At 72.7% G+C, this 21,093-nt stretch carries 24 protein-coding genes; 15 read left to right on the forward strand and 9 right to left on the reverse strand.

The genetic code is table 11. The features are described from left to right. Positions 1 to 38: 38 nt before the first annotated feature. Positions 39 to 626, reverse strand: a complete 588-nt coding sequence (locus FED44_RS13210) for a TetR/AcrR family transcriptional regulator (RefSeq protein ID WP_208758955.1) — start codon at positions 624 to 626, stop codon at positions 39 to 41. 326 nt (positions 627 to 952) lie between these two features. On the opposite strand from FED44_RS13210, the gene FED44_RS13215 reads away from it, so the two are divergent. The 3 genes from FED44_RS13215 (at position 953) to FED44_RS38070 (ending at position 3,088) form a co-directional block, all read left to right on the forward strand. Next, a complete protein-coding gene (locus FED44_RS13215; protein WP_138460808.1) occupies positions 953 to 1,717 on the forward strand; it encodes an SDR family NAD(P)-dependent oxidoreductase in 765 nt (254 codons plus the stop codon). 259 nt (positions 1,718 to 1,976) lie between these two features. Beyond that, positions 1,977 to 2,630 carry a hypothetical protein gene (locus FED44_RS13220; RefSeq protein WP_133306028.1) on the forward strand — a complete coding sequence of 218 codons (654 nt, stop codon included), beginning with the start codon at positions 1,977 to 1,979 and terminating at the stop codon, positions 2,628 to 2,630. Between the two features lie 332 nt (positions 2,631 to 2,962). Next, positions 2,963 to 3,088, forward strand: coding sequence for a hypothetical protein (locus FED44_RS38070; RefSeq protein ID WP_259402148.1), 126 nt, complete (start codon positions 2,963 to 2,965; stop codon positions 3,086 to 3,088). A gap of 335 nt (positions 3,089 to 3,423) precedes the next feature. Here FED44_RS38070 and FED44_RS13225 read toward each other — a convergent pair whose 3' ends face one another. Continuing rightward, a complete protein-coding gene (locus tag FED44_RS13225; protein ID WP_111701274.1) occupies positions 3,424 to 3,618 on the reverse strand; it encodes a CsbD family protein in 195 nt (64 codons plus the stop codon). Between the two features lie 169 nt (positions 3,619 to 3,787). Here FED44_RS13225 and FED44_RS13230 point away from each other — a divergent pair, with 169 nt between their 5' ends. The 5 genes from FED44_RS13230 to FED44_RS13250 all read left to right on the forward strand — a co-directional run bounded on the left by FED44_RS13230 (position 3,788) and on the right by FED44_RS13250 (position 8,016). Next, the gene (locus FED44_RS13230; protein ID WP_111701275.1) at positions 3,788 to 4,243 is read left to right on the forward strand and encodes an SPW repeat protein; all 456 of its coding nucleotides are present in this window, start codon (positions 3,788 to 3,790) and stop codon (positions 4,241 to 4,243) included. 112 nt (positions 4,244 to 4,355) lie between these two features. Beyond that, complete coding sequence (locus FED44_RS13235; protein WP_138460809.1) at positions 4,356 to 5,318, forward strand: glutathione S-transferase family protein; 963 nt, start codon at positions 4,356 to 4,358, stop codon at positions 5,316 to 5,318. A gap of 236 nt (positions 5,319 to 5,554) precedes the next feature. After that, entirely contained in the window at positions 5,555 to 6,466 is a 912-nt protein-coding gene (locus tag FED44_RS13240) for a TerC family protein (protein ID WP_111701277.1), read from the forward strand. 78 nt (positions 6,467 to 6,544) lie between these two features. Next, positions 6,545 to 7,372 carry a metallophosphoesterase family protein gene (locus tag FED44_RS13245; protein WP_244301891.1) on the forward strand — a complete coding sequence of 276 codons (828 nt, stop codon included), beginning with the start codon at positions 6,545 to 6,547 and terminating at the stop codon, positions 7,370 to 7,372. Then, positions 7,369 to 8,016, forward strand: coding sequence for a 4'-phosphopantetheinyl transferase family protein (locus FED44_RS13250; protein WP_138460811.1), 648 nt, complete (start codon positions 7,369 to 7,371; stop codon positions 8,014 to 8,016). The genes FED44_RS13245 and FED44_RS13250 overlap by 4 nt, the downstream gene beginning before the upstream one ends. Positions 8,017 to 8,068: 52 nt before the next feature. On the opposite strand, the gene FED44_RS13255 is transcribed toward FED44_RS13250, so the two are convergent. The 3 genes from FED44_RS13255 to FED44_RS13265 form a co-directional block, all read right to left on the reverse strand. Then, the gene (locus FED44_RS13255) at positions 8,069 to 8,539 is read right to left on the reverse strand and encodes a DUF6194 family protein (protein WP_138460812.1); all 471 of its coding nucleotides are present in this window, start codon (positions 8,537 to 8,539) and stop codon (positions 8,069 to 8,071) included. Positions 8,540 to 8,653: 114 nt separating this feature from the next. Further along, positions 8,654 to 9,517: a universal stress protein gene (locus tag FED44_RS13260; protein ID WP_138460813.1), complete on the reverse strand. Its 864-nt coding sequence runs from the start codon at positions 9,515 to 9,517 to the stop codon at positions 8,654 to 8,656. A 125-nt stretch (positions 9,518 to 9,642) separates the two neighbouring features. Next, positions 9,643 to 11,046: a cellulose binding domain-containing protein gene (locus FED44_RS13265; RefSeq protein WP_138460814.1), complete on the reverse strand. Its 1,404-nt coding sequence runs from the start codon at positions 11,044 to 11,046 to the stop codon at positions 9,643 to 9,645. Positions 11,047 to 11,283: 237 nt separating this feature from the next. On the opposite strand from FED44_RS13265, the gene FED44_RS13270 reads away from it, so the two are divergent. The 3 genes from FED44_RS13270 to FED44_RS13280 are packed head-to-tail and all read left to right on the forward strand — an operon-like array spanning position 11,284 to position 16,185. Further along, positions 11,284 to 12,447: a carboxylate-amine ligase gene (locus FED44_RS13270; protein ID WP_138460815.1), complete on the forward strand. Its 1,164-nt coding sequence runs from the start codon at positions 11,284 to 11,286 to the stop codon at positions 12,445 to 12,447. Positions 12,448 to 12,451: 4 nt separating this feature from the next. Then, the gene (locus FED44_RS13275) at positions 12,452 to 14,233 is read left to right on the forward strand and encodes an N-acetylglutaminylglutamine amidotransferase (RefSeq protein ID WP_138460816.1); all 1,782 of its coding nucleotides are present in this window, start codon (positions 12,452 to 12,454) and stop codon (positions 14,231 to 14,233) included. Beyond that, positions 14,233 to 16,185 (forward strand): S9 family peptidase, encoded by a 1,953-nt coding sequence (locus FED44_RS13280; protein WP_138460817.1) that lies wholly within the window; start codon positions 14,233 to 14,235, stop codon positions 16,183 to 16,185. Before FED44_RS13275 ends, FED44_RS13280 begins: the two co-directional genes overlap by 1 nt. 36 nt (positions 16,186 to 16,221) lie before the next feature. On the opposite strand, the gene FED44_RS13285 is transcribed toward FED44_RS13280, so the two are convergent. Together FED44_RS13285 and FED44_RS13290 are read right to left on the reverse strand one after the other, a co-directional pair. Further along, a complete protein-coding gene (locus FED44_RS13285; protein WP_111701285.1) occupies positions 16,222 to 16,431 on the reverse strand; it encodes a hypothetical protein in 210 nt (69 codons plus the stop codon). A gap of 109 nt (positions 16,432 to 16,540) precedes the next feature. After that, the gene (locus FED44_RS13290; RefSeq protein ID WP_138460818.1) at positions 16,541 to 17,245 is read right to left on the reverse strand and encodes a hypothetical protein; all 705 of its coding nucleotides are present in this window, start codon (positions 17,243 to 17,245) and stop codon (positions 16,541 to 16,543) included. 17 nt (positions 17,246 to 17,262) lie between these two features. Between FED44_RS13290 and FED44_RS35760 the strand changes: the two genes are divergently transcribed. Further along, positions 17,263 to 17,430, forward strand: coding sequence for a hypothetical protein (locus tag FED44_RS35760; protein WP_165900726.1), 168 nt, complete (start codon positions 17,263 to 17,265; stop codon positions 17,428 to 17,430). Here FED44_RS35760 and FED44_RS13295 read toward each other — a convergent pair. Both FED44_RS13295 and FED44_RS13300 read right to left on the reverse strand, forming a co-directional pair. Beyond that, a complete protein-coding gene (locus FED44_RS13295) occupies positions 17,415 to 18,167 on the reverse strand; it encodes a sulfite exporter TauE/SafE family protein (protein ID WP_244301892.1) in 753 nt (250 codons plus the stop codon). The two genes, FED44_RS35760 and FED44_RS13295, sit on opposite strands and share 16 nt — an antisense overlap. Before the next feature lie 160 nt (positions 18,168 to 18,327). Next, on the reverse strand, positions 18,328 to 18,771 hold the full coding sequence (locus FED44_RS13300; RefSeq protein ID WP_111701287.1) for a phosphatase domain-containing protein: 444 nt from the start codon (positions 18,769 to 18,771) through the stop codon (positions 18,328 to 18,330). A 179-nt stretch (positions 18,772 to 18,950) separates the two neighbouring features. Between FED44_RS13300 and FED44_RS13305 the strand changes: the two genes are divergently transcribed. The 3 genes from FED44_RS13305 to FED44_RS13315 are packed head-to-tail and all read left to right on the forward strand — an operon-like array spanning position 18,951 to position 21,003. Then, entirely contained in the window at positions 18,951 to 19,946 is a 996-nt protein-coding gene (locus FED44_RS13305) for a methyl-accepting chemotaxis domain-containing protein (RefSeq protein ID WP_138460819.1), read from the forward strand. Further along, complete coding sequence (locus FED44_RS13310) at positions 19,943 to 20,341, forward strand: phage holin family protein (RefSeq protein ID WP_111701289.1); 399 nt, start codon at positions 19,943 to 19,945, stop codon at positions 20,339 to 20,341. Before FED44_RS13305 ends, FED44_RS13310 begins: the two co-directional genes overlap by 4 nt. Next, positions 20,317 to 21,003, forward strand: a complete 687-nt coding sequence (locus FED44_RS13315) for a DUF3618 domain-containing protein (protein ID WP_111701290.1) — start codon at positions 20,317 to 20,319, stop codon at positions 21,001 to 21,003. The genes FED44_RS13310 and FED44_RS13315 overlap by 25 nt, the downstream gene beginning before the upstream one ends. Positions 21,004 to 21,093: the final 90 nt, after the last annotated feature.

The following is a 21,093-nucleotide window of genomic DNA, read 5'->3' on the forward strand; positions in this document are numbered from 1 at the left end:
AGGCCTCGACCACGGTGGCGTCGCGGGCCGGGCGCCGTTCAGCTCGTCACGATGCCGTGCAGGAGCAGGTCGATGAGCCTTGTGGCGAGGGCGGGTTCCTGCTCGGCGCCCGCCATGTAGCTGATGCCGCCGAGCGCCATCAGGACGTCCTGGGGCTTCGCCTGTTTCCGCACGGCCCCGTGGCTCCTCCCGGCAGCGAGAAGGCGATCCACTGCTTCGGCGAGGTCGGCGCGGGTCTGCAGCCGCTCGCTGTCGTCGGTCAGCACCACACGGAGGGCGTCGGCCATGCCGTGCTTGGTGGCCATGAAGTCGATGAAGCGCTCCATCCAGGCACGTAGCGCGTCCACCGGGGGCAGCGAGGCCGCGAGCTCGGGCGCCGCCTCGCACAGGAGCCGCACCTCATGCCGGTGCACCGCCTCGATCAGCAGTTCCTTGGACGGGAACCGGCGGTAGAGCGTGCCCACACCCACGCCGGCCTCGCGGGCGACGTCCTTGACCGAGGCGTCGGCTCCATCGCGGGCCAAGACGACTGCCGCGGCCCTGAGCAGACGGTCTTCGTTGCGCTTCGCGTCGGCCCGCAGCGGCCGGTGCCGCCGTACGGAGCCGTCCTCGCCATCGTCGGCCAATCCCCGCCCTTTCTCTCCCGCTTGTATCCGGAACCGGTTCCGGATACGGTTACAACCGGAACCGGTTCCGGATAAGAGGCTACCGCGGCTCCGGGCCTCCCCGCGAGCGGCCGTGATCGGGCCGTCCGCCGCCGGACGCCATGGGCCGCTCCCCACCCCCGCCGACGTGGTGGTGAGCTCCGGCAGACCCGAGCAGGAAGCACTTTCCACAGCAGGCGGCAGGGCGCAGACACACCCACCGGGCCCTTCGAGGTCCGCAGCCGCGGACGGCCACAGCCCAGGGGCCCGCGAAGGCCACGACCACGACGACATCGGAGGAGAACACCATGACCGGACGACTGCGGAACACCGTGGCGCTGGTGACCGGCGCCGGGAGCGGCATCGGCGCGGCGACCGCCCGCGGCCTCGCCGCGGAGGGCGCGGCGGTCGCCGTCCTCGGGCGGCGGCGCGGCAGGCTGGAGGAGGTCGCGGACAAGGTCCGGGCCGACGGCGGCACCGCCCTCGTCGTACAGGCCGACATCACCGACCGGCGGCAGGCCGCGGCGGCGGTGGAAAGCGTGGTGACCGAGCTCGGCCGCCTGGACACGCTCGTCAACAACGCCGGTTTCATGGGCATGGGGCAGGCCGCGGAATCCCCGCTCGAGGAGTGGGATCACATGCTCGCGGTCAACGTCCAGGGCCTGCTGTACACCACCCATGCCGCCCTGCCGCACCTCCTCGGCGCCGCGGAGGACTCCCCGCGGAAGGTTGCGGACCTGGTCAACATCAGTTCCACGGGGGGCAGGGTCGCCCGGCCCGGAACGGCCGTCTACAACCTGACGAAGTTCGGCGTCAACGGGTTCACTGAGGCCCTGCGACAGGAGGTCGTGCGGAAGGGCCTCCGGGTGAGCGTGGTCGAGCCCGGCACGGTGGACACCGAGCTGAGCTCCCACCTCCGCGACGGCGTGCGACAGGCCGTGGAGCGCCAGATCGAGAACATGGAGTTGCTGCATCCGGAGGACATCGCCGACGCGGTCTCCTACATCGTCACCCGGGACCGTCGAGTCGCCGTCAACGAGATCCTCGTGCGCGCCGGCGAGCAGACCTGGTGACGGGCCGCACACCGCGACCCGCGGCCGCACCGAACCGCAAGATCACTGTCCGTGTCATGCCCGCTGTCCTCGCGCGTGGAGCGCACGGAGACGAAACCCCCGGCAAGAGCGGGCAAATTGTCGCTATCAACACCAGCAACCCCAGGAGGCCCGATAGAGGATAGAAAGGTCATTTTCGTAGTGACGTTCCCGCGAGTCGTCCGCGATCGGAGACATCTCGTCGCGGAGGCTCATCGGGAAGGATCACAGGGGAGGATCCATGACCACGACCGAGGCGACACCGGGCCCGACGGCCGGAGGCACGACCACCACCCGGGCCCGGACATCCCGTGCCCGCACGACGACGCCCACGCCGCCCGCACCCGCACCCACGCCGCCCACACCCGGCCCGTCCATGGGCCCGGGGACCAAGGAGGAGCACCGGCCGCGACTGGACCTGGACCTGCCGTTCATGAGCCTCCAGCTTCGCACGCCCGAGATGCACCTGCCGCACGTCGGCCTGCCGCACATCAGCGGGCGGGAGGTCGGGCACGCCATGGACGTCGCCCGGACCTTCCTGCCGCCGCCGGAGCGCATCATGTACTACGGCGGCCTCGGCGCGCTCGCGGTCCTCGGCATCCTGGAGTGGCCGGTGGCGGCGGCCATCGGCGCGGGGACCATGATCGCCCAGCGGGCCAGGTCGCGTGAGCAGCGCTGGTCACCGCTCGGCGGACCGCAGCAGAAGGACACCCGGGGAGCGGCCACGCCCATGCCCACACCTGGGGCGACCACGCCGGGAATGCCCGGCGCGGGCGCCATGGAGACCACCCCGGAAGCCGCCAAGCAGGTCACGGGGAGGCGGGCCGCGGCGAAGGGCGAGACGAAGACACCGGCCGCCGGCGCCGCCCGGCGCGCCAGGGCCACCACCAAGTAGCCGGCGCCAGGGGCGAGCCCGCACAGGGCTCACACAGGGCCCACACAGGCTCACAGGGCTCATCACACAGAGCCGGCCGAGGAGCCCGTCCGGGACCTATCGCCACGGACAGGATGACACGGCCGGGGCGAAACGGCCGGGGCGAAACGGCCGGCAGACGCCGCACGGGCACGACCGACAGGTGCCCGTGCGGTCGCGCCCTGGGCGCATGATCAGGGAAGTATCCGGAACGGTCACCCGCTGTTCACCAAACGGTAACCTTAACTACGCCCGTTTGGGAGGTTTATGCGTCAGTCTTCCATAGAAGCCGATTTGTCCTACCGAGGTGCGAAGTGACTGAGTTCCTTGCCGCCGTTCTCTCCCGTGCGGCCCTCATGGTCCTGGAGGCGCTGCTCGTGCGTCTCATCCATGCGCTCGTGACGTCGTCCTTCCGCGTCACGCTGCCACACGCGGCCTGATCCCGGCCTGACCGGCCCACCGATCCGGGCCGAAGCCCCGGCGCCCCCGGCGTCCGGGGATCCGATCGACAGTTACCCCCGGCCACCCGCGGCGACTTCACGCGGGCGTTCCCCGAGGCTCTCACAGCGATCTCGCGGGGATGATCTCAGGAGATCCGGACGGATCTCAGGGGATGTCGCAGGGTCCCCACAGGGGAACCCCGCGCACGGGGACGAGAGCGCCGGTGGCGTAGCCCCGGCTCAGCGTGATCGCCCTCGTCCCCGCACCGGTGACGGCCGCGACCCCTCCCCCCGGAGGGCCCGGCGCCCCGTCACCTCACGCACGATCGCGCGGGTCAGTCCTTGAAGGCGTCCTTGACCTTGCCGGCCGCGTCCTTCACCTTCTCGCCCGCCTGCTTGATGTGGCTCTTCGACTGGTCGGCCTGACCCTCGGCCTCGAGGCGCTCGTCGTCGGTGACCTTGCCGAGCCCCTCCTTGGCCTTGCCGGTGATCTCTTCCGACTTGTTACGGAACTTGTCCTCCGTACCCATGTGGTTACCCCTCTCGGTCGCAGAGCTGACGACCACCCCTCTTTCCGCTGGTGGAGGGGCTAAACGCGTCCTGGCCGACGCTCAGTCACCAAACCGGGAAAAGGGGACGAAACGGGCGTACGCTAGAAATAAGGACTACAGCACACGCCTTTGAAGGGTGGTGTGAGGCATGACACACGGTGCCGACATCGGGACGCATCCCGACATCATGCAGATGCGGGCCCGATACGAGGCCGCCGCGGCGAATCCCGCCGCGCAGCTGGCCGATGGTCTGACGCTCCTGAGCGGGCTGTATCTGGCGTTGTCACCCTGGATCGTCGGATTCAGCGGCACGCGGACTCCGCTCGCGGTGAACAACCTCGTCACGGGTCTCGCCGTGGCGCTCCTGGCGATGGGTTACAGCTCGGCGTTCGGGCGCACCTACGGAATCTCCTGGGTCGCCCCGCTGCTCGGTATCTGGACCATCATCGCCCCCTGGGTCATCCGGGGAGGCATGGCGACCACCTCCACGATCATCAGCAACGTGGTCGTGGGCGCGCTCATCCTGCTGTTCGGCCTCGCCACCATGCGGTTCGGCATGATGGAGCGCGAGCGGCCCGGCGGCTTCCGCACGCCGGCGCACTGAGCCGGCACTCCGAGCCAACGGAGCGCGGGTGCGTGGTTGTCACAGGCGCCGGTTACTCTCGTCGGAGTCGCGACACACAGGTCGGACACACAGGCGAGAGGACGGTGCGCGCGTGACGACCACGGCTCCCGTCGCGGGTCCGGTGGACTTCGCGACCTACGGTGACTACACGGTGAAGGCGGCCACCAGGCCGGACGGGTCGTTCGCGCGGCCGCTCTACCGGTTCCGCGACCGCGTCACGGCCGACGGCGACGGCGGCTTTCCCGCCGAGCCCGGCCGCTACCACCTGTACGTCTCGCTGGCCTGCCCGTGGGCGCACCGCTCGGTGATCGTGCGCGCGCTTCTCGGGCTGGAGGACGTCGTCTCGATGTCCGTCGTCGACCCCGTGCGCGACGGGCGCGGCTGGGCGTTCCGCGAGGGCCCGGGGCACGGGCCCGACGAGCTCAACGGGTTCACCCTGCTCCGGGAGGCGTACGAGGCGACCGAGCCCGGCTACGACGGCCACGTGTCGGTCCCGGTGCTGTGGGACCGCCGTGCCGGGCGGATCGTCAGCAACAACTTCCCCGACATCAGCCTCGACCTGGGCCAGGCGTTCGGCCGGTGGGCCCGGCCGGATGTCGATCTCTACCCCGAGGACCTGCGGGCGGAGATCGACGCGCTCAACGAGCGCGTGTACGCCGACGTCAACAACGGCGTGTACAAGTGCGGCTTCGCCGAGAGCCAGGAGGCGTACGACTCGGCGGTCACGGCGCTCTTCGCGGCGCTCGGCGAACTCGACGAGCGGCTGGCCGGCCGCCGCTACCTGTTCGGCGACCGGATCACCGAGGCCGACGTGCGCCTGTGGGTCACGCTCGTCCGCTTCGACACCGTCTACGTGACCCACTTCAAGGCCAACATCCGCCGTCTGTCCGACCACCCCAACCTCTGGCGCTACGCCCGCGACCTCTACGCCGACCCCGCCTTCGGCGGCACGACGGACTTCGGCCACATCAAGCGCCACTACTACGGCACCCATCCCAAGATCAATCCGCTGCGCATCGTGCCCGCGGGGCCGGTCGTCGACTGGTCCCTGTAGGCCGCCGCCGGCCCGGCCGTGGCTCGGTGCCGGGGCCTGCCCGGCCGCCGCTTTGACGTATCGACCCGGTTTCCCGAATAATCGGGCGTAGTTCGAGGGGGAGTACCCGGCTTCCCGCAGCGTCGTCATCACGGCCGCCGACCTGAGGCGTCCCGGCGCGGGGGTCACCGTATCCGGTGGCACGGGGAGACCGTCGACCTGCCGATTCCGCCGTGCGCGGTTGTGGGGGTTGACGTATGTCCGTTCCTCTGTGGGCCTGGGCCGCCGTTCTGGCGGTCATCCTTGTCATGCTGGCCGTCGATCTCTATGCCCATCGCAGCGCCCATGTCGTGCGGTTCCGCGAGGCGCTGGCCTGGTCGGGCGTGTGGATCGTCCTCGGCCTCGGCTTCGGAGCCATCGTCTGGCTGACCTGGGGGCCCGAGGCCGGCGGCGAGTACCTGGCCGGTTACCTGATCGAGAAGTCGCTGGCCGTCGACAACGTGTTCGTGTTCGCGCTGCTGTTCTCCTTCTTCGCGGTCCCCCGCGAACTGGAGCATCGCGTGCTGTTCTTCGGCGTGCTGGGCGCGCTGGTCTTCCGCGCTCTGTTCATCGGCGCGGGCGCCGTGCTGCTCGGCCGCTTCCACTGGATCCTGTACGTCTTCGGCGCCTTCCTGCTCTACACGGGCGTGAAGATGGCCAGGCACGCCGCGATCGAGGTGCATCCCGAGCGCAACCCCGTGCTGCGCGCCATGCGGCGGGTGATGCCCGTCACCGACGCCTTCCAGGGGTCGCGGTTCCTCGTCCGGCAGGACGGCCGGTGGGCCGCCACGCCGCTGCTGGCCGTGCTGGTCGCCGTCGAGACCACCGACATCGTCTTCGCCGTCGACTCGATCCCCGCCATCTTCGCGGTCACCTCAGAGCCGTTCCTCGTCTTCACCTCCAACGCGTTCGCGATCCTCGGGCTGCGGGCGATGTACTTCCTGCTGGCCGGGGCCATGCACCGGTTCGGCTACCTCAGGTACGGCCTCGCCGCGATCCTCGTGTTCGTGGGGGCGAAGATGCTCCTGGCCGACCTCTACGCGATCCCCGTCTGGCTGTCACTGGTGGTGATCTTCGCCTGTCTCGCGATCTCCGTGGGGGCGAGCCATTACCGTACGCGTAGGGGTTGATCGATCTTCCCCTGCCCCTCCGCCGATATGTACCCTCCTGTCCAGGGGAGCCGGCGGGCGGTGGGAGGACTCGGCAACGTGACGGGCTTGTACGCCATCAGCGATCTGCACGTCGCCCACGACGAGAACCGCGAGATCGTCGAGAACCTCCGTCCGGAGTCGGACGGCGACTGGCTCGTCGTGGCCGGCGACGTGGCGGAGACCCCGGCCGACATCGAGTGGGCGCTGGCCACGCTGGCGCGGCGGTTCGCGAGAGTCGTCTGGGCTCCCGGCAACCACGAACTGTGGACCACCCCGACCGACCCGGTGCAGCTGCGGGGCGTCGCCCGATACGAGCGCCTTGTCCAGATCTGCCGTGACCTCGGGGTGCTCACGCCCGAGGATCCGTACGCGGTGTGGGAGAGCGAGGAGGGGCCGGTCACGGTGGCCCCGCTGTTCCTCCTCTACGACTACACCTTCCGTCCCGACGGCACCGCGACCAAGGAGACGGCCCTGGCCCGGGCCTACGAGGCCGGCGTCGTGTGCACCGACGAATACCTCCTGCACCCCGATCCGCACCCCACCCGCGACGCCTGGTGCGAGGCACGGCTGGCCGAGACCGAGCGTCGCCTCGCCGGCGTCGGCGGCCCGGTCGTGCTGGTCAACCACTTCCCGCTGGTCCGGGAGCCGACCCGGATCCTGCGGTATCCCGAGTTCGCGCTGTGGTGCGGCACCGAGCGCACCGCCGACTGGCACGTGCGCTACCGGGCCTCCGCCGTGGTCTACGGCCACCTGCACATCCCCCGGACGACCTGGCACGACGGCGTACGCTTCGAGGAGGTCTCGCTGGGTTATCCACGCGAGTGGCGCGGTCGCCCGGCGGGGCCGGCGCGCCCGCGTCTGGTGCTCGCCGGGGCGGCCCGGTGATCGCTGAGATCCTGCCGCCGTGGGTCGCGGCGGCGGAGGAGTTCGGCGACGTCCCGGAGGAGACCCTCTTCCCCGAGGAGAGGCCGCTCGTCGAGCGGGTCGCCGACCGGCGGCGGCGGGAGTTCGTCACCGGGCGCCACTGCGCCAGGCGCGCGCTCGCCGCGATCGGTGTGGCGCCCGTCGCGATCCCGCGCGGTGAGCGGGGCGCGCCGGTCTGGCCGGACGGCGTGGTCGGCAGCATCACGCACTGCTCGGGGTTCCGTGCGGCGGCGGTGGCCCCGGCGGAGGCGGCGCTGGCGGTCGGCATCGACGCCGAGCCGCACGAGCACCTCCCCGAGGGCGTCCTCCCCCGGGTCGCCTCCCCGGCGGAGATCGCCGCGCTCGCGGCGCTGCGCGACGCGGACGAGGCGGTGTGCTGGGACGCCGTCCTCTTCAGCGCCAAGGAGTCGGTCTACAAGGTGTGGTTTCCGCTGACCCGCAGATGGCTCGACTTCTCCGAGGCGGTGGTGGACATCGACCCCTCGGGCGAATTCGGCGCCCGCCTTCTGGTCACCGACCCGGCCGTCGGCACGCCTGTGCTGCGGGGCCGGTGGACGGTGCGCGACGGCCACCTCGCCACCTCGATCGCCCTCCCCCGGGCCTGACGACGGCACTCACGACGCCCCTCACGACGGCCCTGACGACGCCTGCGGGCCGTCAGCCGCGCGGCCGGTGACGGGCGGCCGCGCGGGCGTGCGCGGCGGTCAGAAGGGCGGGCACCCGGGGCGCGGTGACCTCGCCGGGGTTGAGCACGCAGACCCAGGACTGGGCGGCGTAGACCGGATGCGGCAGGATCCGGTCGAGCGCGCGGTAGTCCACCGTCTCGTGCCGTCCGGCGTGCGCGGCCGGGGGATAGCCGAGCAGTTCCTCGAAGCCGGCGCGGCCGACGGCGATGTTCAGCCGGAACACCCCGGGCCGGTCGAGGCCGGAGGCGGTGTCGAACCCCTCGTAGTCCTTGACCACGATCGTGGCGAAGGGCATCTGCCGGGCGGACGGGTCGTCGTCGGGATCGTAGAAGAAGAAGGTGTCCCCCCACGCCGCCCTGGGGGCCCCGGTGCCCTCGGCGGCGGTGAAGGCGACGACGCCCGGCAGGCCGGTCACGAAGCCGGCGATGTCGTTCTCGGTCACGAAGGATCCCTTGTCTCGGCCGGTGGTTCCTCCTTGAATCGTCTCATTGAACCGCCCTGTGAGACTTTCCCGGATTGGTCCTCCGATTCCGGTGCGAAACCTTAAACTCGCACTTCAGGACCGGCGAGGCGGGCGCACCACCGCGACGGGGCAGTGCGCGTGGTGCAGGACGGCCCGGCTGACCGAGCCGAGCACCGCCGAGCCGACCGCGCCGTGGCCCCGGGAGCCGACGACGAGCAGGTCCGCCTTCTCCCCGGCCTCCACCAGGGCGGGCACCGGGTGCGCGCAGACGGCCCGCATCTCGGCGTCCAGCTCGGGGTAGCGCTCCCGGTGGGCCGTCAGCATCTCCGCCACGTAGTCCTCCTGGGCCCTGCGCACCTCGTCGACGTCGTAGGTGATCTCGGGCGCGAACGTGTGCACCGGAAGCTGCCACGCGTAGAGGACGAGCAGGCGGCAGCCGCGCAGCCGCGCCTGCTCCGACGCGTAGGTCAGCGCGGCCTCCGCCTCGGCCGAGCCGTCGACGCCTGCGACGACCAGTCCGTGCGGCACCCGCAGCCCCTGGCGTACGACCACGACGGGGACGTCGACCTGACCGGCGAGGTGCATGCTGACCGAGCCGAGCAGCATTCCGGCGAAGCCGCCGTGCCCCCGGTTCCCGACGACGATCTCCGCCGCCCCGGCGGCCTCCCGCCGCAGCACCCTCGACGGGTCCCCCTCGACGAGGTCGGGGACGACGCGGACGACGGGATGGATCTCGCGTACGGACTGCGCGGCCTCCTCCAGGATCCGCCGGCCGGCCCGGTCGAGCTGGTCCTCGATGGGGATGGGATAGCGGGCGATCTCGTACGGCAGGCGGTCCACCGCGTGGACGATCCGCAGCGGCAGGCCCCTGCGCGCGGCGTCTCCCGCGGCCCACTCCACCGCGGCGGCCGCGGCGCGCGAGCCGTCGGTGCCCACGACGACGACGGGTTCGGACATGGCTCCTCCTTCGTGCCTGTCCTCATCCCACCGTCCGCGCGCCGCCCCGGGCAGGGCCGCTGGTCCCTGTCTCCCGGGACCTTCCGCCCTGCGGAAGGTCCCGGTGGGAGATCAGGAACCGGAGATCAGGGACAGGTGATGGCGGTCGGCCCCGGCGAGGAGGATCCGGACGCCTGGAAGCCGAAGCTCGCCGACGCGCCGGGCGCGAGGGTCTTGCCCCAGGAGGGAGCCCGCGCCGTCCAGCGGGACCCGCTGGCGGTCACCGTCGCGCTCCAGCCGCTGACGAGGCCCACTCCGGCCGGCATGGTCCAGCCGACCGTCCAGTCCGCCCAGGTCGTCGTGCCGGTGTTCTTGACCGTGACGTTCGCGGTGAAGCCCCCCTGCCACGCACTGGCCACCTGGTAGCTCACCTGGCACGTCCCCGGGCTCGCGGACGGGCTCGCCGACGGGGAGGCGGACGGAGACACCGAGGGAGACGCCGAGGGGGAAACGGAGGGTGAGACCGACGGGGAGGCGGACGGAGACGCCGAGGGGGACGCCGAGGGGGACGCGCTGGGCGAGGTCGTGGTCGTGGTGTAGCTCGCCTCGGTGTAGTCGGCGGCGCACTGCGTGCCGCACGACGAGGGCAGGCCGAAGCTGTAGACGCGGCCGCCGTTCAGCGGCTGGTCGGCCGCGTCGCGCACGCGGATCTGGAACCGCGTCGCGCCCTTGCTGGTCCCGCTGATGAGGTACGACTGGCCCATGTCGGAGTTCATCTGGGCCGGCTGCCAGGCGCCGTCGGCGTAGTACTCCACCCCGTGGATGCCGTTGGGCAGGTGGGAGACCGCGATCGCGGTCCAGTACGCCTGGGAGCCCTTGAGGAACCCGATGCGGATGTCGCCCGAGTAGTTCGGCGCCGGGATGAACGACCAGGTGACGTGGCGGTTGTTCCAGTGGTTCGGGTACATGTCCCCGACCGGCGCGCCGTTCTTCACGAACCTGTTGAGCGAGGGCTTCGACAGGTCGAGGTGGTAGCGGTCGTCGCGGCACCAGCCGTTGGAGTCGCCGCAGCTGTCGGCGACGATCATGGTCAGCGTGGCGCCGTTGTAGGCGTCGGAGACCCACGAGCCGTTCCGGCAGAACTGCGAGTTCTGCCCGCCGTCGTTGACGCCGGTGCAGAAGTCCGAGATCTGCACCTGGACGAAGCGTCCGCAGTTCAGCCCGTTGTTCCACAACCCGGTCTTGGACGCGTTGGCGCCGGTCAGCGGCCGGGGGTAGAAGTTGTAGTCGCCGGGGGTGTCGTACACGTTGAGGGCGACGAAGTCCTGCGAGTCGAGCTGGGACTGCGGCATCCCGCAGCCGCCGTACGGCGAGCCGAGGGCGTCGAAGTAGGTGGCGTTGCCGGTCACCGGCGCGGGCGGGTCGCCGACGGCGCCCGCCGGGGACGCGGCGGGCCAGGCGGTCAGCAGCACCGCGGCGACGGCGGCGGTCCAGATGCGGCGCCGGAGGCGCCGGATGCGACCTCGGACGGAGAATGCGCGGCCGGTCATCGGACTCCCTGCGCTCACGGTCGGGGCTCGGAACGCCGTGATCCTGGCGGCGGGCCGGTGCCGGGTCAAGGGCCCGCCACGACGGCCGCGGCGGCCACCCCGGTGAGCTGCGTGCGAAGTCCGCACCGTTTGGTGACTGCCTGTAACTTTCATCACCCTCCTGAGCCGATGACGTGCGTAAGCCGACTTTCGGGGCAGAAGAGACGAAATGATTCGTGACGGGCGGGGAGCGGCCACATGACGGATTTCGCAGAGGACATGGCGGTCGGCGTCGAGGAGGAGTTCCACATCGTGGACCTCGCGACCCGGCAACTCGTTCCCCGAGCCGGCCTGCTGCTCCAGCAGTTGCGATCCGACCATTTCACCCAGGAACTTCAACGGTCGGTCCTGGAGACCGGGACGACGCCGCGGACCCGGCTGGAGGACCTCGCCGGGGAGCTGACCGGGCTGCGCGCCGACGCGGTCGCGGCGGCGGAAGGGCTCGGCCTCGGCATCGCGGCGGCCGGGACCGTCCCGCTGCTGGACCCGGAGGCGATGAAGATCTCCCCCGACCCGCGCTACGAGCAGATGCTGGACGACTACCAGGTGCTCGCCCGCGAGCAGCTCATCTGCGGCACGCAGGTGCACGCCGAGGTGCGCGACCGGGACCTCGCCGTGGCCGTCACCCACCGGCTCGGCCCGTGGCTGCCTCCCCTGCTGGCCCTGAGCTGCAGCTCGCCGTACTGGATGGGCGCCGACACCGGCTACGCGAGCTTCCGGTCGATGGTGTGGCAGCGCTGGCCCACGGCCGGCCCGGCGGAGCGGTTCGAGTCGGCCGACGAGTACGACGCGATGGTGAAGGAGCTGGTCAGGTCGGGGGTCATCAGCGATCCCGGGATGCTCTACTTCGACGTCCGGCCCTCGGCGCACGTACCGACCGTGGAGTTGCGGCTGTGCGACTCCTGCCCCCGGATCGACGACATCGTGCTGATCGCCGGGCTGTTCCGCGCGCTGGTCACCCGGGAGCTCCACGCCCTCACCACCGGTGCGCCCACTCCCCTGGACCCCGGCTCCGTACGCCCGGAGCTGGTCCGGGCCGCCTCGTGGCGGGCGGCGCGGTCCGGCCTGGACGGCGAGCTGGTCGACCCCGTCGAGGGCGTCCCGAAGCCCGCCCGCACCGTGGTGGCCCGGTTGCTGGAGGGCCTGCGGCCGCAGCTCGAGGCGTACGGCGACTGGGCGCTGGTCAGCTCGCTCGCCGCCGAGGCGCTGGACCGCGGCGGCTCCGCCGCGCGGCAGCGCGAGGCGTTCCGGCGGGCCGGCCGCCTGACCGACGTGGTGGACCTCGTCCTGGCCGAGACGAGGTCCCGAACCAGGCCCCGAACCAGACCCGCGAGCCCGTGCGCCGCGGCGGCCGGGAGGTAGGAGCGTGTGCGGACTGAGCGGTGAGATCCGCTTCGACGGGCGGCCGGCGGACATCGGCGTGGTGGGCAGGATGACCGACGCCATGCACGAGCGCGGCCCGGACGGCTCGGGGCTGTGGGAGTGGGGGCCGGTCGCCCTCGGCCACCGGCGCCTGAAGATCATCGACCTTTCGGACAAGGCCGCGCAGCCGATGGCCGACCCCGCCCTCGGGCTGACGGCGGTCTTCAACGGCTGCCTGTACAACTACCGTGAGCTGCGTGAGGAGCTGCGGGGCGAGGGCTACCGCTTCTTCTCCACCTCCGACACGGAGGTGCTGGTCAAGGCGTTCCACCGGTGGGGCGCCGACTGCGTGCGCCGGTTCGCCGGGATGTTCGCCTTCGCCGTGTTCGAGCAGGAGACCGGGCGGCTGACGCTCGCCCGCGACCGCCTGGGCATCAAGCCGTTGTACGTGTCGGGGAACGGCGACCGGCTGCGCTTCGCCTCGACCCTGCCCGCGCTGCTGGCCGGGGGCGAGGTCAATACGGACATCGACCCGGTCGCGCTGCACCATTACATGACCTTCCACTCGCTGGTGCCGGGCGAGCGCACGATCCTCGCGGGCGTGCGGAAGCTGCCCCCCGCCACCGTCCGCACGGTCGAGGCGGACGGCTCCTCCCGCGACACCGTCTACTGGGACCCGCCGTTCACCCGGCTGCCGGAGCACGAGGCGATGGACGCCGCCGACTGGCGCGACGCCGTGCACGACCGGTTGCGGGCGGCCGTACGGCGGCGGATGGTCGCGGACGTGCCCGTCGGCGTGCTGCTGTCGGGCGGCCTCGACTCCAGCGTCATCGTCGCGATGCTCGCCGAGGAGGGCCAGCGGAACCTGTCGACGTTCAGCATCGGGTTCCACGCGGCCGGGGGCGACTCGGGGGACGAGTTCCGCTACTCCGACCTGGTCGCCGACCACTTCGGCACCGACCACCACCGCATCCTCATCGAGGACTCCCGGCTGCTGTCGGGCCTGCCGGACGCGGTTCGGGCGATGAGCGAGCCGATGGTCAGCCACGACTGCGTCGCCTTCCACCTGCTGTCGCAGGAGGTGGCCAGGCACGTCAGGGTCGTGCAGTCCGGGCAGGGCGCCGACGAGGTGTTCGCCGGATACCGCTGGTTCCCGCCGCTCGCCGCCGTGCCCCGCGAGGAGGCGTTCGCGACGTACGCCAGGGAGTTCTTCGACCACCCGCACGAGGACCTGGCGGGCATCGTGGCTCCCGAGCACCTCGTCGGCGAGGACGTGAGCGGGGAGGTCATCCGCCGCCACCTCGGCCGTCCGGGCGCGGAGACCGCGCTGGACGCGGTGCTGCGCCTGGAGACGCGGCTCATGCTGCCCGACGACCCGGTCAAGCGGGTGGACAACATGACCATGGCCCACGGGCTGGAGGGACGCACCCCGTTCCTCGACCACGAACTGGTCGAGCTGGCCGCGGCCTGCCCGCCGGAGCTGAAGCTCGTCGGGGGCGGCAAGGGGATACTCAAGGAGGCCTCCCGCGCGCTTCTGCCGCGCGAGGTGGTCGACCGGCCCAAGGGCTACTTCCCGGTGCCCGCCATCCGGCACATCGACGGGCCGTTCCTCGACCTGGTGCGCGACGCGCTCACCGCGCCCGCCGCGCGGGATCGGGGCCTGTTCGACAAGGCGTACGTCGAGGGGCTGCTGGAGAGCAGGGAGACCAGCCGCACCACGACGGGGGTCAACATGCTGTGGCAGCTCGGGCTTCTGGAGATGTGGTTGCAGGCGCAGGGAGTGTGATGGCGGCGGAAGCCCTCGGCGTACGGACTCCGCCCCTCGGGGAGTCCGTCGGGAAGCCCGCTGTGAAGTCCACCGTGAAGTCCACCGTGAAGTCCGCCGCGAAGTCCGCCGCGAAGTCCGCCGGGGATGCGGCGCTCGGCGCCTGGAGCTGCCGGGCGCCGGCGCTCGCCCCCGACCGCGGCGCGGTCGCGTACGTCAGCGACCGGGACGGCGTGCCGCGGGTCTGGGTCAGGCCGCTGCGGCGGGGCGGGCGGGCGCGCCCGGTCGCCACGGGACCGGAACCGGTCGCGGAGGTGAGCTGGTCGCCGTCCGGGGAACGGCTGGCGGTCCTCCTCACGCCGGGCGGCGGCGAGCACACGCAGGTCTGGACCGTCCGGCCGGACGGCGGCGACCTGCGCCCGCTGGCCGCGCCGGAGGGCGGGTCGGCGTGGTTCGTCCACTGGACCGGCCGCGGCGACCTGCTGCTGGCCGCCGAGGTCGCGGCGTCCGGAACGGCCGAGGCGCTGCTGGTCGACGCGGCGACCGGAGGCCGGGAGACGGTGGCCCGCGGGCCCCTGCTGCATCCGGAGGCGGTCAGCCGCGACCACGCCCGGGTGCTGCTGCGGCGGGGGCCGCGCGGGGTCCGGCGGATGTACGTCAGGGAGCTGTCGCCGGAGGCCACCGGTCCGGGAGGCGAGCGGCCGCTGCTGGCGGACCTGCCCGGCTCCACCGGCTACGGCGTCCTGTCCCCCGGCGGCGAGACGGCCTACCTGCTGTCGGACGCGGGGCGGGACCGCGCCGCGCTGCTGGCCGTCGCCGGTGACGGCCGCCCGGTCGTGCTCGCCGAACGCCCGGACGCCGAACTGGACATGTTCGCGTTGACCGCCGACGGCCGGCGCGTGGTGCTGGTGTGGAACGCCGCCGGCCGCTCCGAACTGGAGGTGATGGACGCGCCCGGGGCGCCGGAGCCGCTGGAAACGCCGGAGCGGGCCGGCGGGGCCGGGAGCCCGGCGCGGCGTCCCCTCCCCCCTCCCCCGGGCGAGGTGGTCACCTCGATCAGGGTCTCCCTGGACGACCGGGCCGCCGTGCTCACGGTGGAGGGACCGGCCCAGCCGCCGCACGTCGTGCTGTGCGACCTGGAGACGGGCCGCTACCGCCGGGTCGCCGGGGCGGGCCGGATCGCCGGGGCGGTGGACGCCGAGCTCGTACGGCTCCCGGCCCGCGACGGGCTGGAGCTCAGCGGCTGGCTCTACCGGCCGCCCGCGGCCGTGGGCCCGGCGCCGTACGCCGTGTTCCTGCACGGCGGGCCGGAGGACCAGGAACGGCCCACGTTCAACCCGCTGTACCAGAGCCTGCTGGCCGCCGGGATCGGCGTGCTCGCCCCGAACGTGCGCGGGTCGGCCGGCTTCGGCCGGGCCTTCCGCGAGGCGGACGACCACGCGCTGCGCTTCAGGGCGATCGACGACGTGGCCGACTGCGCCGCCTTCCTGGTGCGGGCCGGTCTCGCCGACGCCGCCCGGCTGGCCTGCCTGGGCTGGTCGTACGGCGGCTACCTCACGCTGGCCGCGCTCGTCACGTATCCGGGCCTGTTCCGCGCCGGGGTGGACGTCTGCGGAATGGCCGACTTCGCCACCTTCTACGAGCGCACGGAGCCGTGGATCGCGGCGGCGGCGGTGAGCGAGTACGGCCATCCGGAGGCCGACCGCGACCTGCTGCACGCCCTGTCGCCCCTGCACGCCTTCGACCGGCTGGCCACTCCCCTGCTGGTGGTGCACGGCGCGCGCGACACCAACGTCCCGGTGTACGAGGCCGAGCAGGTCGTCCGCGCGGCCAGGGCCGCGGGAGTGCCCTGCGAGGTCCTGCTGTTCGAGGACGAAGGGCACGAGATCCGGCGGCGGGCCAACCGGGTCACGTTCGTCAGGCGGGTGACGGACTGGCTCGACCGGCACCTGACCGGCGTGTTCCCCGGCTGAGCGGAGTCTGCCGGGGACGGGCGCGGCCTGGCGCGGTCAGCGCGACTCGCGCAGCCTGGCCAGGTCGCTCTCCATCTTCGCGATGACCCGCTGGTAGCCCTCCCAGCCGCACAGCCGGAGCAGCTCCGACTTCATGCGCAGCGTCTCCTCCTGCACCGCCTCCGGGCCCTGCCGCCGGATCGCGTCGAGCGCGCTGCGCGCCCGGCTCTCCTCGTCGCTGGCGTCGGCGAGACCTTCGCGTCTCATATCAGGAGCAGGCATGGGACCTTTCCTCCGGGTCTGGACGAACGGTGCCTACACCTGACGCGCCTTGACGCCGGGAGGTTGACGGCCGGGAGAAATATTGGCCGGCGCGTTATCGGAGCGGCCGGACCTCGCCGCCGGGGACGTCGACCGCGATCTCGCCGCCCAGCCGCCGGCCGTCGTCGAGGACCAGGTTGTCGCCGCTCCAGAACCTGCCGGGGTCGTACCAGTTGGGCCGGCGCCCACCCGGCAGCAGGCCCATCTCCTCGTACGTCACGGCGACGACCTCCGCGCAGTAGGCCGTCTCCAGCGTCCTGTCCCGCGCCGTGCGCCCCTCCGCGTCGCGTTTCCCCCGGCGGAGCCCGGGGAGGGAGACGGGGCGGAGCGCGGGCAGGCGCCCGCGCAGCCAGCGCCCCGCCAGGCGGGCGGTGGACGGGAACGGCGTGCCGTCCAGCCGGGCGATCGTCCGCAGGACCGCGTCCTCCATCTCCCTGCCCACCGGCGGCTCCAGCTGGCGCAGCCAGGCGCGCTGGCCGTACCTCGCCGCCCAGACGCACACCGCGTCACGCATGTCGTGCAGCTGCACGCCGCGCTGGTGGGTGCCCGACCACATGTCGGGCAGCGACCGGCCGAGCTCCGCGTGCCACATCAGCGGCGGCAGGTCCTCGATGACCACCGCCATGCCCACGTGGTTCACCGGGCTGTTGGTGGTGACCTGGATGGCCCGGTCGGGCGCGCTGCGCCCCCGGAACACCCACACGTCACCGGTACGGACCAGTTCGAGCGCCTTGTCGAGGCTTATCCGCGTACGAGCCACGGCAGTAGCCTAGGCACATGCGGTGGTGGAAGATACTCGGCCTGGCGGCGTTCGCGGGCGTCGCGGCGACCGGCGTGGTGATCGCCCGTGCGGAGCGCCGTCGGCGCGCCTACACGCCGGAGGAGATCCGGACGCGGCTGCGCGCCCGGCACGCCGAGGCCGTCGCCGCTCAGCCGCTCCGGTAGGCGTCGGCACCGAGCTTGACCGCGACCGCGAGACCGCAGATCGCGGCGGCGAGGCGCAGCGAGTCGCCGGGCAGGCGGCGGGCGATGGCGGGGCCCAGCCAGCCGCCGAGGAGGAACCCCGCGGCGAGCGGCCCGACCGCGGCCCAGTCGACCGGGCCGAACAGCGCGAACCAGACGGCCGCGACGGCGTTGGCGAGCGCGCCCACGAGGTTCTTCACCGCGTTCACCCCCGCCGGGGATCGGTCGAGCGCCGCCGCGAGCACCGCGAACATGATGATCCCTCCGGCGGCGCCGAAGTAGCCCGTGTAGACCGCGACGCAGAACACAGCGGCACGCAGCGCCAGGCCGCTCTCCCCGCCGAGGCTCACCTGTCCCGCGCGGGGCGGGCGCAGCAGCAACAGCAGCGAGGCGCCGCCGACCAGCCATGGAGCGACCATCTCGAACATCCGCGCGGGCGTGACCAGCAGCAGGCCCGCGCCGGCCGCGCCGCCCAGGGCGGCGAAGAGCCCGAGACGGCCGACGACCGAGCGCTGGCCCGCCAGTTCCGGCCGCGAACCGGCCGCCGCGCCCACTCCGGTGAACAGCAACGCGACCGTGTTGGTGACGTTCGCGGCCAGGGGCGGCAGCCCGAAGGCCAGCAGGGCGGGATACGACACGATCGAGGCCAGGCTCACCACCGTGCTGACCACTCCGGCCACCAGACCCACGGCGGCCAGCCCCAGCACGTCGACAAACACAGACGAACCCAACCATATGGGCCATAGTCGCCCGTCACCGGCCTCCCGCTCTCACGCACGTCATGACGGCGCGGGGGACGGTGCGGTGTGACACCGGCCGCTTCACGCCGGTTTCCACCCGGGCGGCCCGGTTCCGGCGGCGGCGCCCGCGGCCCGGTCGTCAGAGCGCGGGGAAGCGGAGCACCCAGCGGCGCTGCCAGGGCGTCTCGACGGCGCGGCGGTGATAGTTGGCCCGGGTCCAGGCCACGGCCTCGTGCGCGGGCAGGCCCGACAGGATCGCCAGGCACGCGATGACGGTGCCCGTGCGCCCGACGCCTCCGCCGCAGGCCACCTCCACCGCCTGGCCGGCGCGGGCGTGCCCGTGCAGCGCCCGGATGAGGCCGGCCGCGCTCTCCCCGTCGCGGGGCAGCAGGAAGTCGGGCCAGTCGATCCACTCGTGCGCCCAGGTGAGGCCGGAGTCGTGCCGGCGCCTCAGCCGGGCGCCGCCCAGATAGAGGCCGCGCTCGGGCGGGACGCCCTCGGGAGCGGGGTACCTCAGACCGCGTCCGCGGATCGGGGTGCCGTCGGGCAGCTTGATCGCGCCGGGGAGGGAGGTCTCGGACATGATCCCATCCTGCCCTGCCGACGGGGCCGGAGAGCGTCGGCCGGGTTCGACGCCTCGGCCATTTGCCCCTCTTGACCCTGCCAAGGGGAGTTTTTTACTTTTTTCCGCTTTATGGGCGTCCGTTCCAATATCGAGGGTAGCTCGCGGCTCAGGGACGAATTCGACCCAAGGAGGCTTTCGTGAGCGACTTCCATCCCGAGACGCGAACATACGCGGGGGGAAGCGGGCAGCCGCAGGGCACGCTCCGGCAGGAGGAGACGGCCCGGGAGACGGCATTGCGGGGGACGACCCAGCAGGGCGTGACGCAGGGCAACGGTCAGCAGGGTACGACGCAGCAGGTCCGCGAGACGGCTCAGCAGACGGCGCAGCAGGCCAAGGAGGCCGCCGGCGAGGTCGCCGCGACCGCCAAGGACCAGGTGCGCACGGTCGCCCAGGAGGCCAGGGACCAGACGCGGCACGTGGTCCACCAGCTTCGCAGGCGTACCGACGAGCAGGCGTGGCAGCAGAGCAGGCGCGCGGCCGGCGCGATCCGGCAGTGGACCGACCAGCTGGAGTCCGCCGCCGACGGCGTCACGCCCGACTCCCCCATGCGCGACGTGGTCAGGCAGGTGACCGACCGGGGCCGCCGCACGGCCGACTACCTGGAGACCGAGGGCCTGACCGGCGCGGTGCGCGACGTGCAGGACTTCGCGCGGCGCCGTCCCGGCCTGTTCCTGGCGGGCGCCCTGGTGGCGGGGTTCCTCGCCGGACGCGCGGTGAAGGCCGTCGCCACGGCCGAGGACCCAGCGGAAACGGACGACGCGCGGCGGTTCGGCTCCGGCACCGCATACGGCTCCGCCCCTGACCACGGGCGCGGCACCGCATACGCTCCCGGGTCCCCCTCCCCGGTCCGGTACGGCGACGGAAACGGCCTGACCGGGGAATCGGTCACCGGGAGCACGGGCACCGGTGGCCCGGGGACCGGCGCCGCCTCCCCGTCGTACGGAACCGGAACCGGCAGTGGCAACGGCACCGGATACGAGACCGGCGCCCGGTATCCGGCCGGCGAGTTCCGCGACGGCCGCACGGACGGGTACACGAACGGGCGCGGCGACGGGTACGCGGACGGCGACGGGAACGGCCGCGGGCACAGCGGTGGGTTCCCCGGCGGTCTCCCCGGAGGTGAACCGCGATGAGCTATCCCAGCCCACCGGCCGAGCCCTCACTGGGCAAGCTGGTCGGCGAGATCGGCGAGGACCTGTCCAAGCTGTTCCGCCAGGAGGTGGAGCTCGCCAAGGCCGAGATCCGCCAGGAGGCGGGCAAGGCCGGCAAGGCCGCCGGGATGCTCGGCGGCGCCGGCTTCGCCGGATACATGGTGGCGCTCCTCGTCACGCTGGCCGTCGTGTTCGGCCTCGGCAACGTCATGGACCTGGCCTGGGCCGCGCTCATCGTCGCGGCCGTGTGGGCCGTGATCGGCGGAGTGCTGTTCGCGCGGGGCAAGGAGCGCATGCGCGAGGTGAACCCCACGCCCGAGCAGACCATCGAGACCCTGAAGGAGGACGTGCAATGGGCGCGAGCCCAGAGGAGATAAGGGCCGAGATCGATGCCACTCGGGCGGAACTCGCCGCCGACGTGGACCGGCTCGCCGACAGGACGAGCCCGTCGCGCATCGTGCGGCGTCGTACGGACAGTCTGCGCCAGACGGCGCGATCGGTGAGGGAGAAGGTGATGGGGGTGCCGGCACACGCCACCCACACGGTTCGCGACCAGGCCGGCGACACCGTGGGAACGGTCCGCGACAAGGCCGCGGAGGCGGGCGAGACGGTGCGGCACGCGGCAGCCGAGGCTGGCGAGACCGTACGGCACGGCGCCCAGCAGGCCGCGGAGACCGTGCGGAGCGCGCCGCGCCAGGCGCTGCGCGGCACGCAGGGCAACCCCCTCGCGGCCGGGCTGATCGCCTTCGGGGCGGGCCTGCTGGCCGCGAGCCTGCTGCCGAAGACCGCCGCCGAGGAGCGGGCGGCCCTGCAGGTCAAGGATCGGGCGGGTGAGCTGGCCGAGCCGGTCAAGCAGGCCGTCCAGGAGACCGCGCAGCTTGTCGGCGAGGACGCCAAGGAGGCCGTCCAGCAGGTGCGCGACACGGCGGCCGAGGCGACCAGGACGACCCGCGACGAGGCCCGCGACCAGGCCAGGCAGGTCACCGAGGACACCCGTGACCAGGCCAGGCAGATGACCGGGCAGTCGCGTTCGCAGTGACCGTCGCGAGGGCCGGGCCCGGTGGACGGGCCCGGCCCTCGGGCGTGTCACCACCGGGCCCGCGACCACCGACAGGGTGATGCGGGGGGC

The organism is Microbispora triticiradicis, from assembly GCF_005864065.1.
Classification (GTDB): Bacteria; Actinomycetota; Actinomycetes; order Streptosporangiales; family Streptosporangiaceae; genus Microbispora; species Microbispora triticiradicis.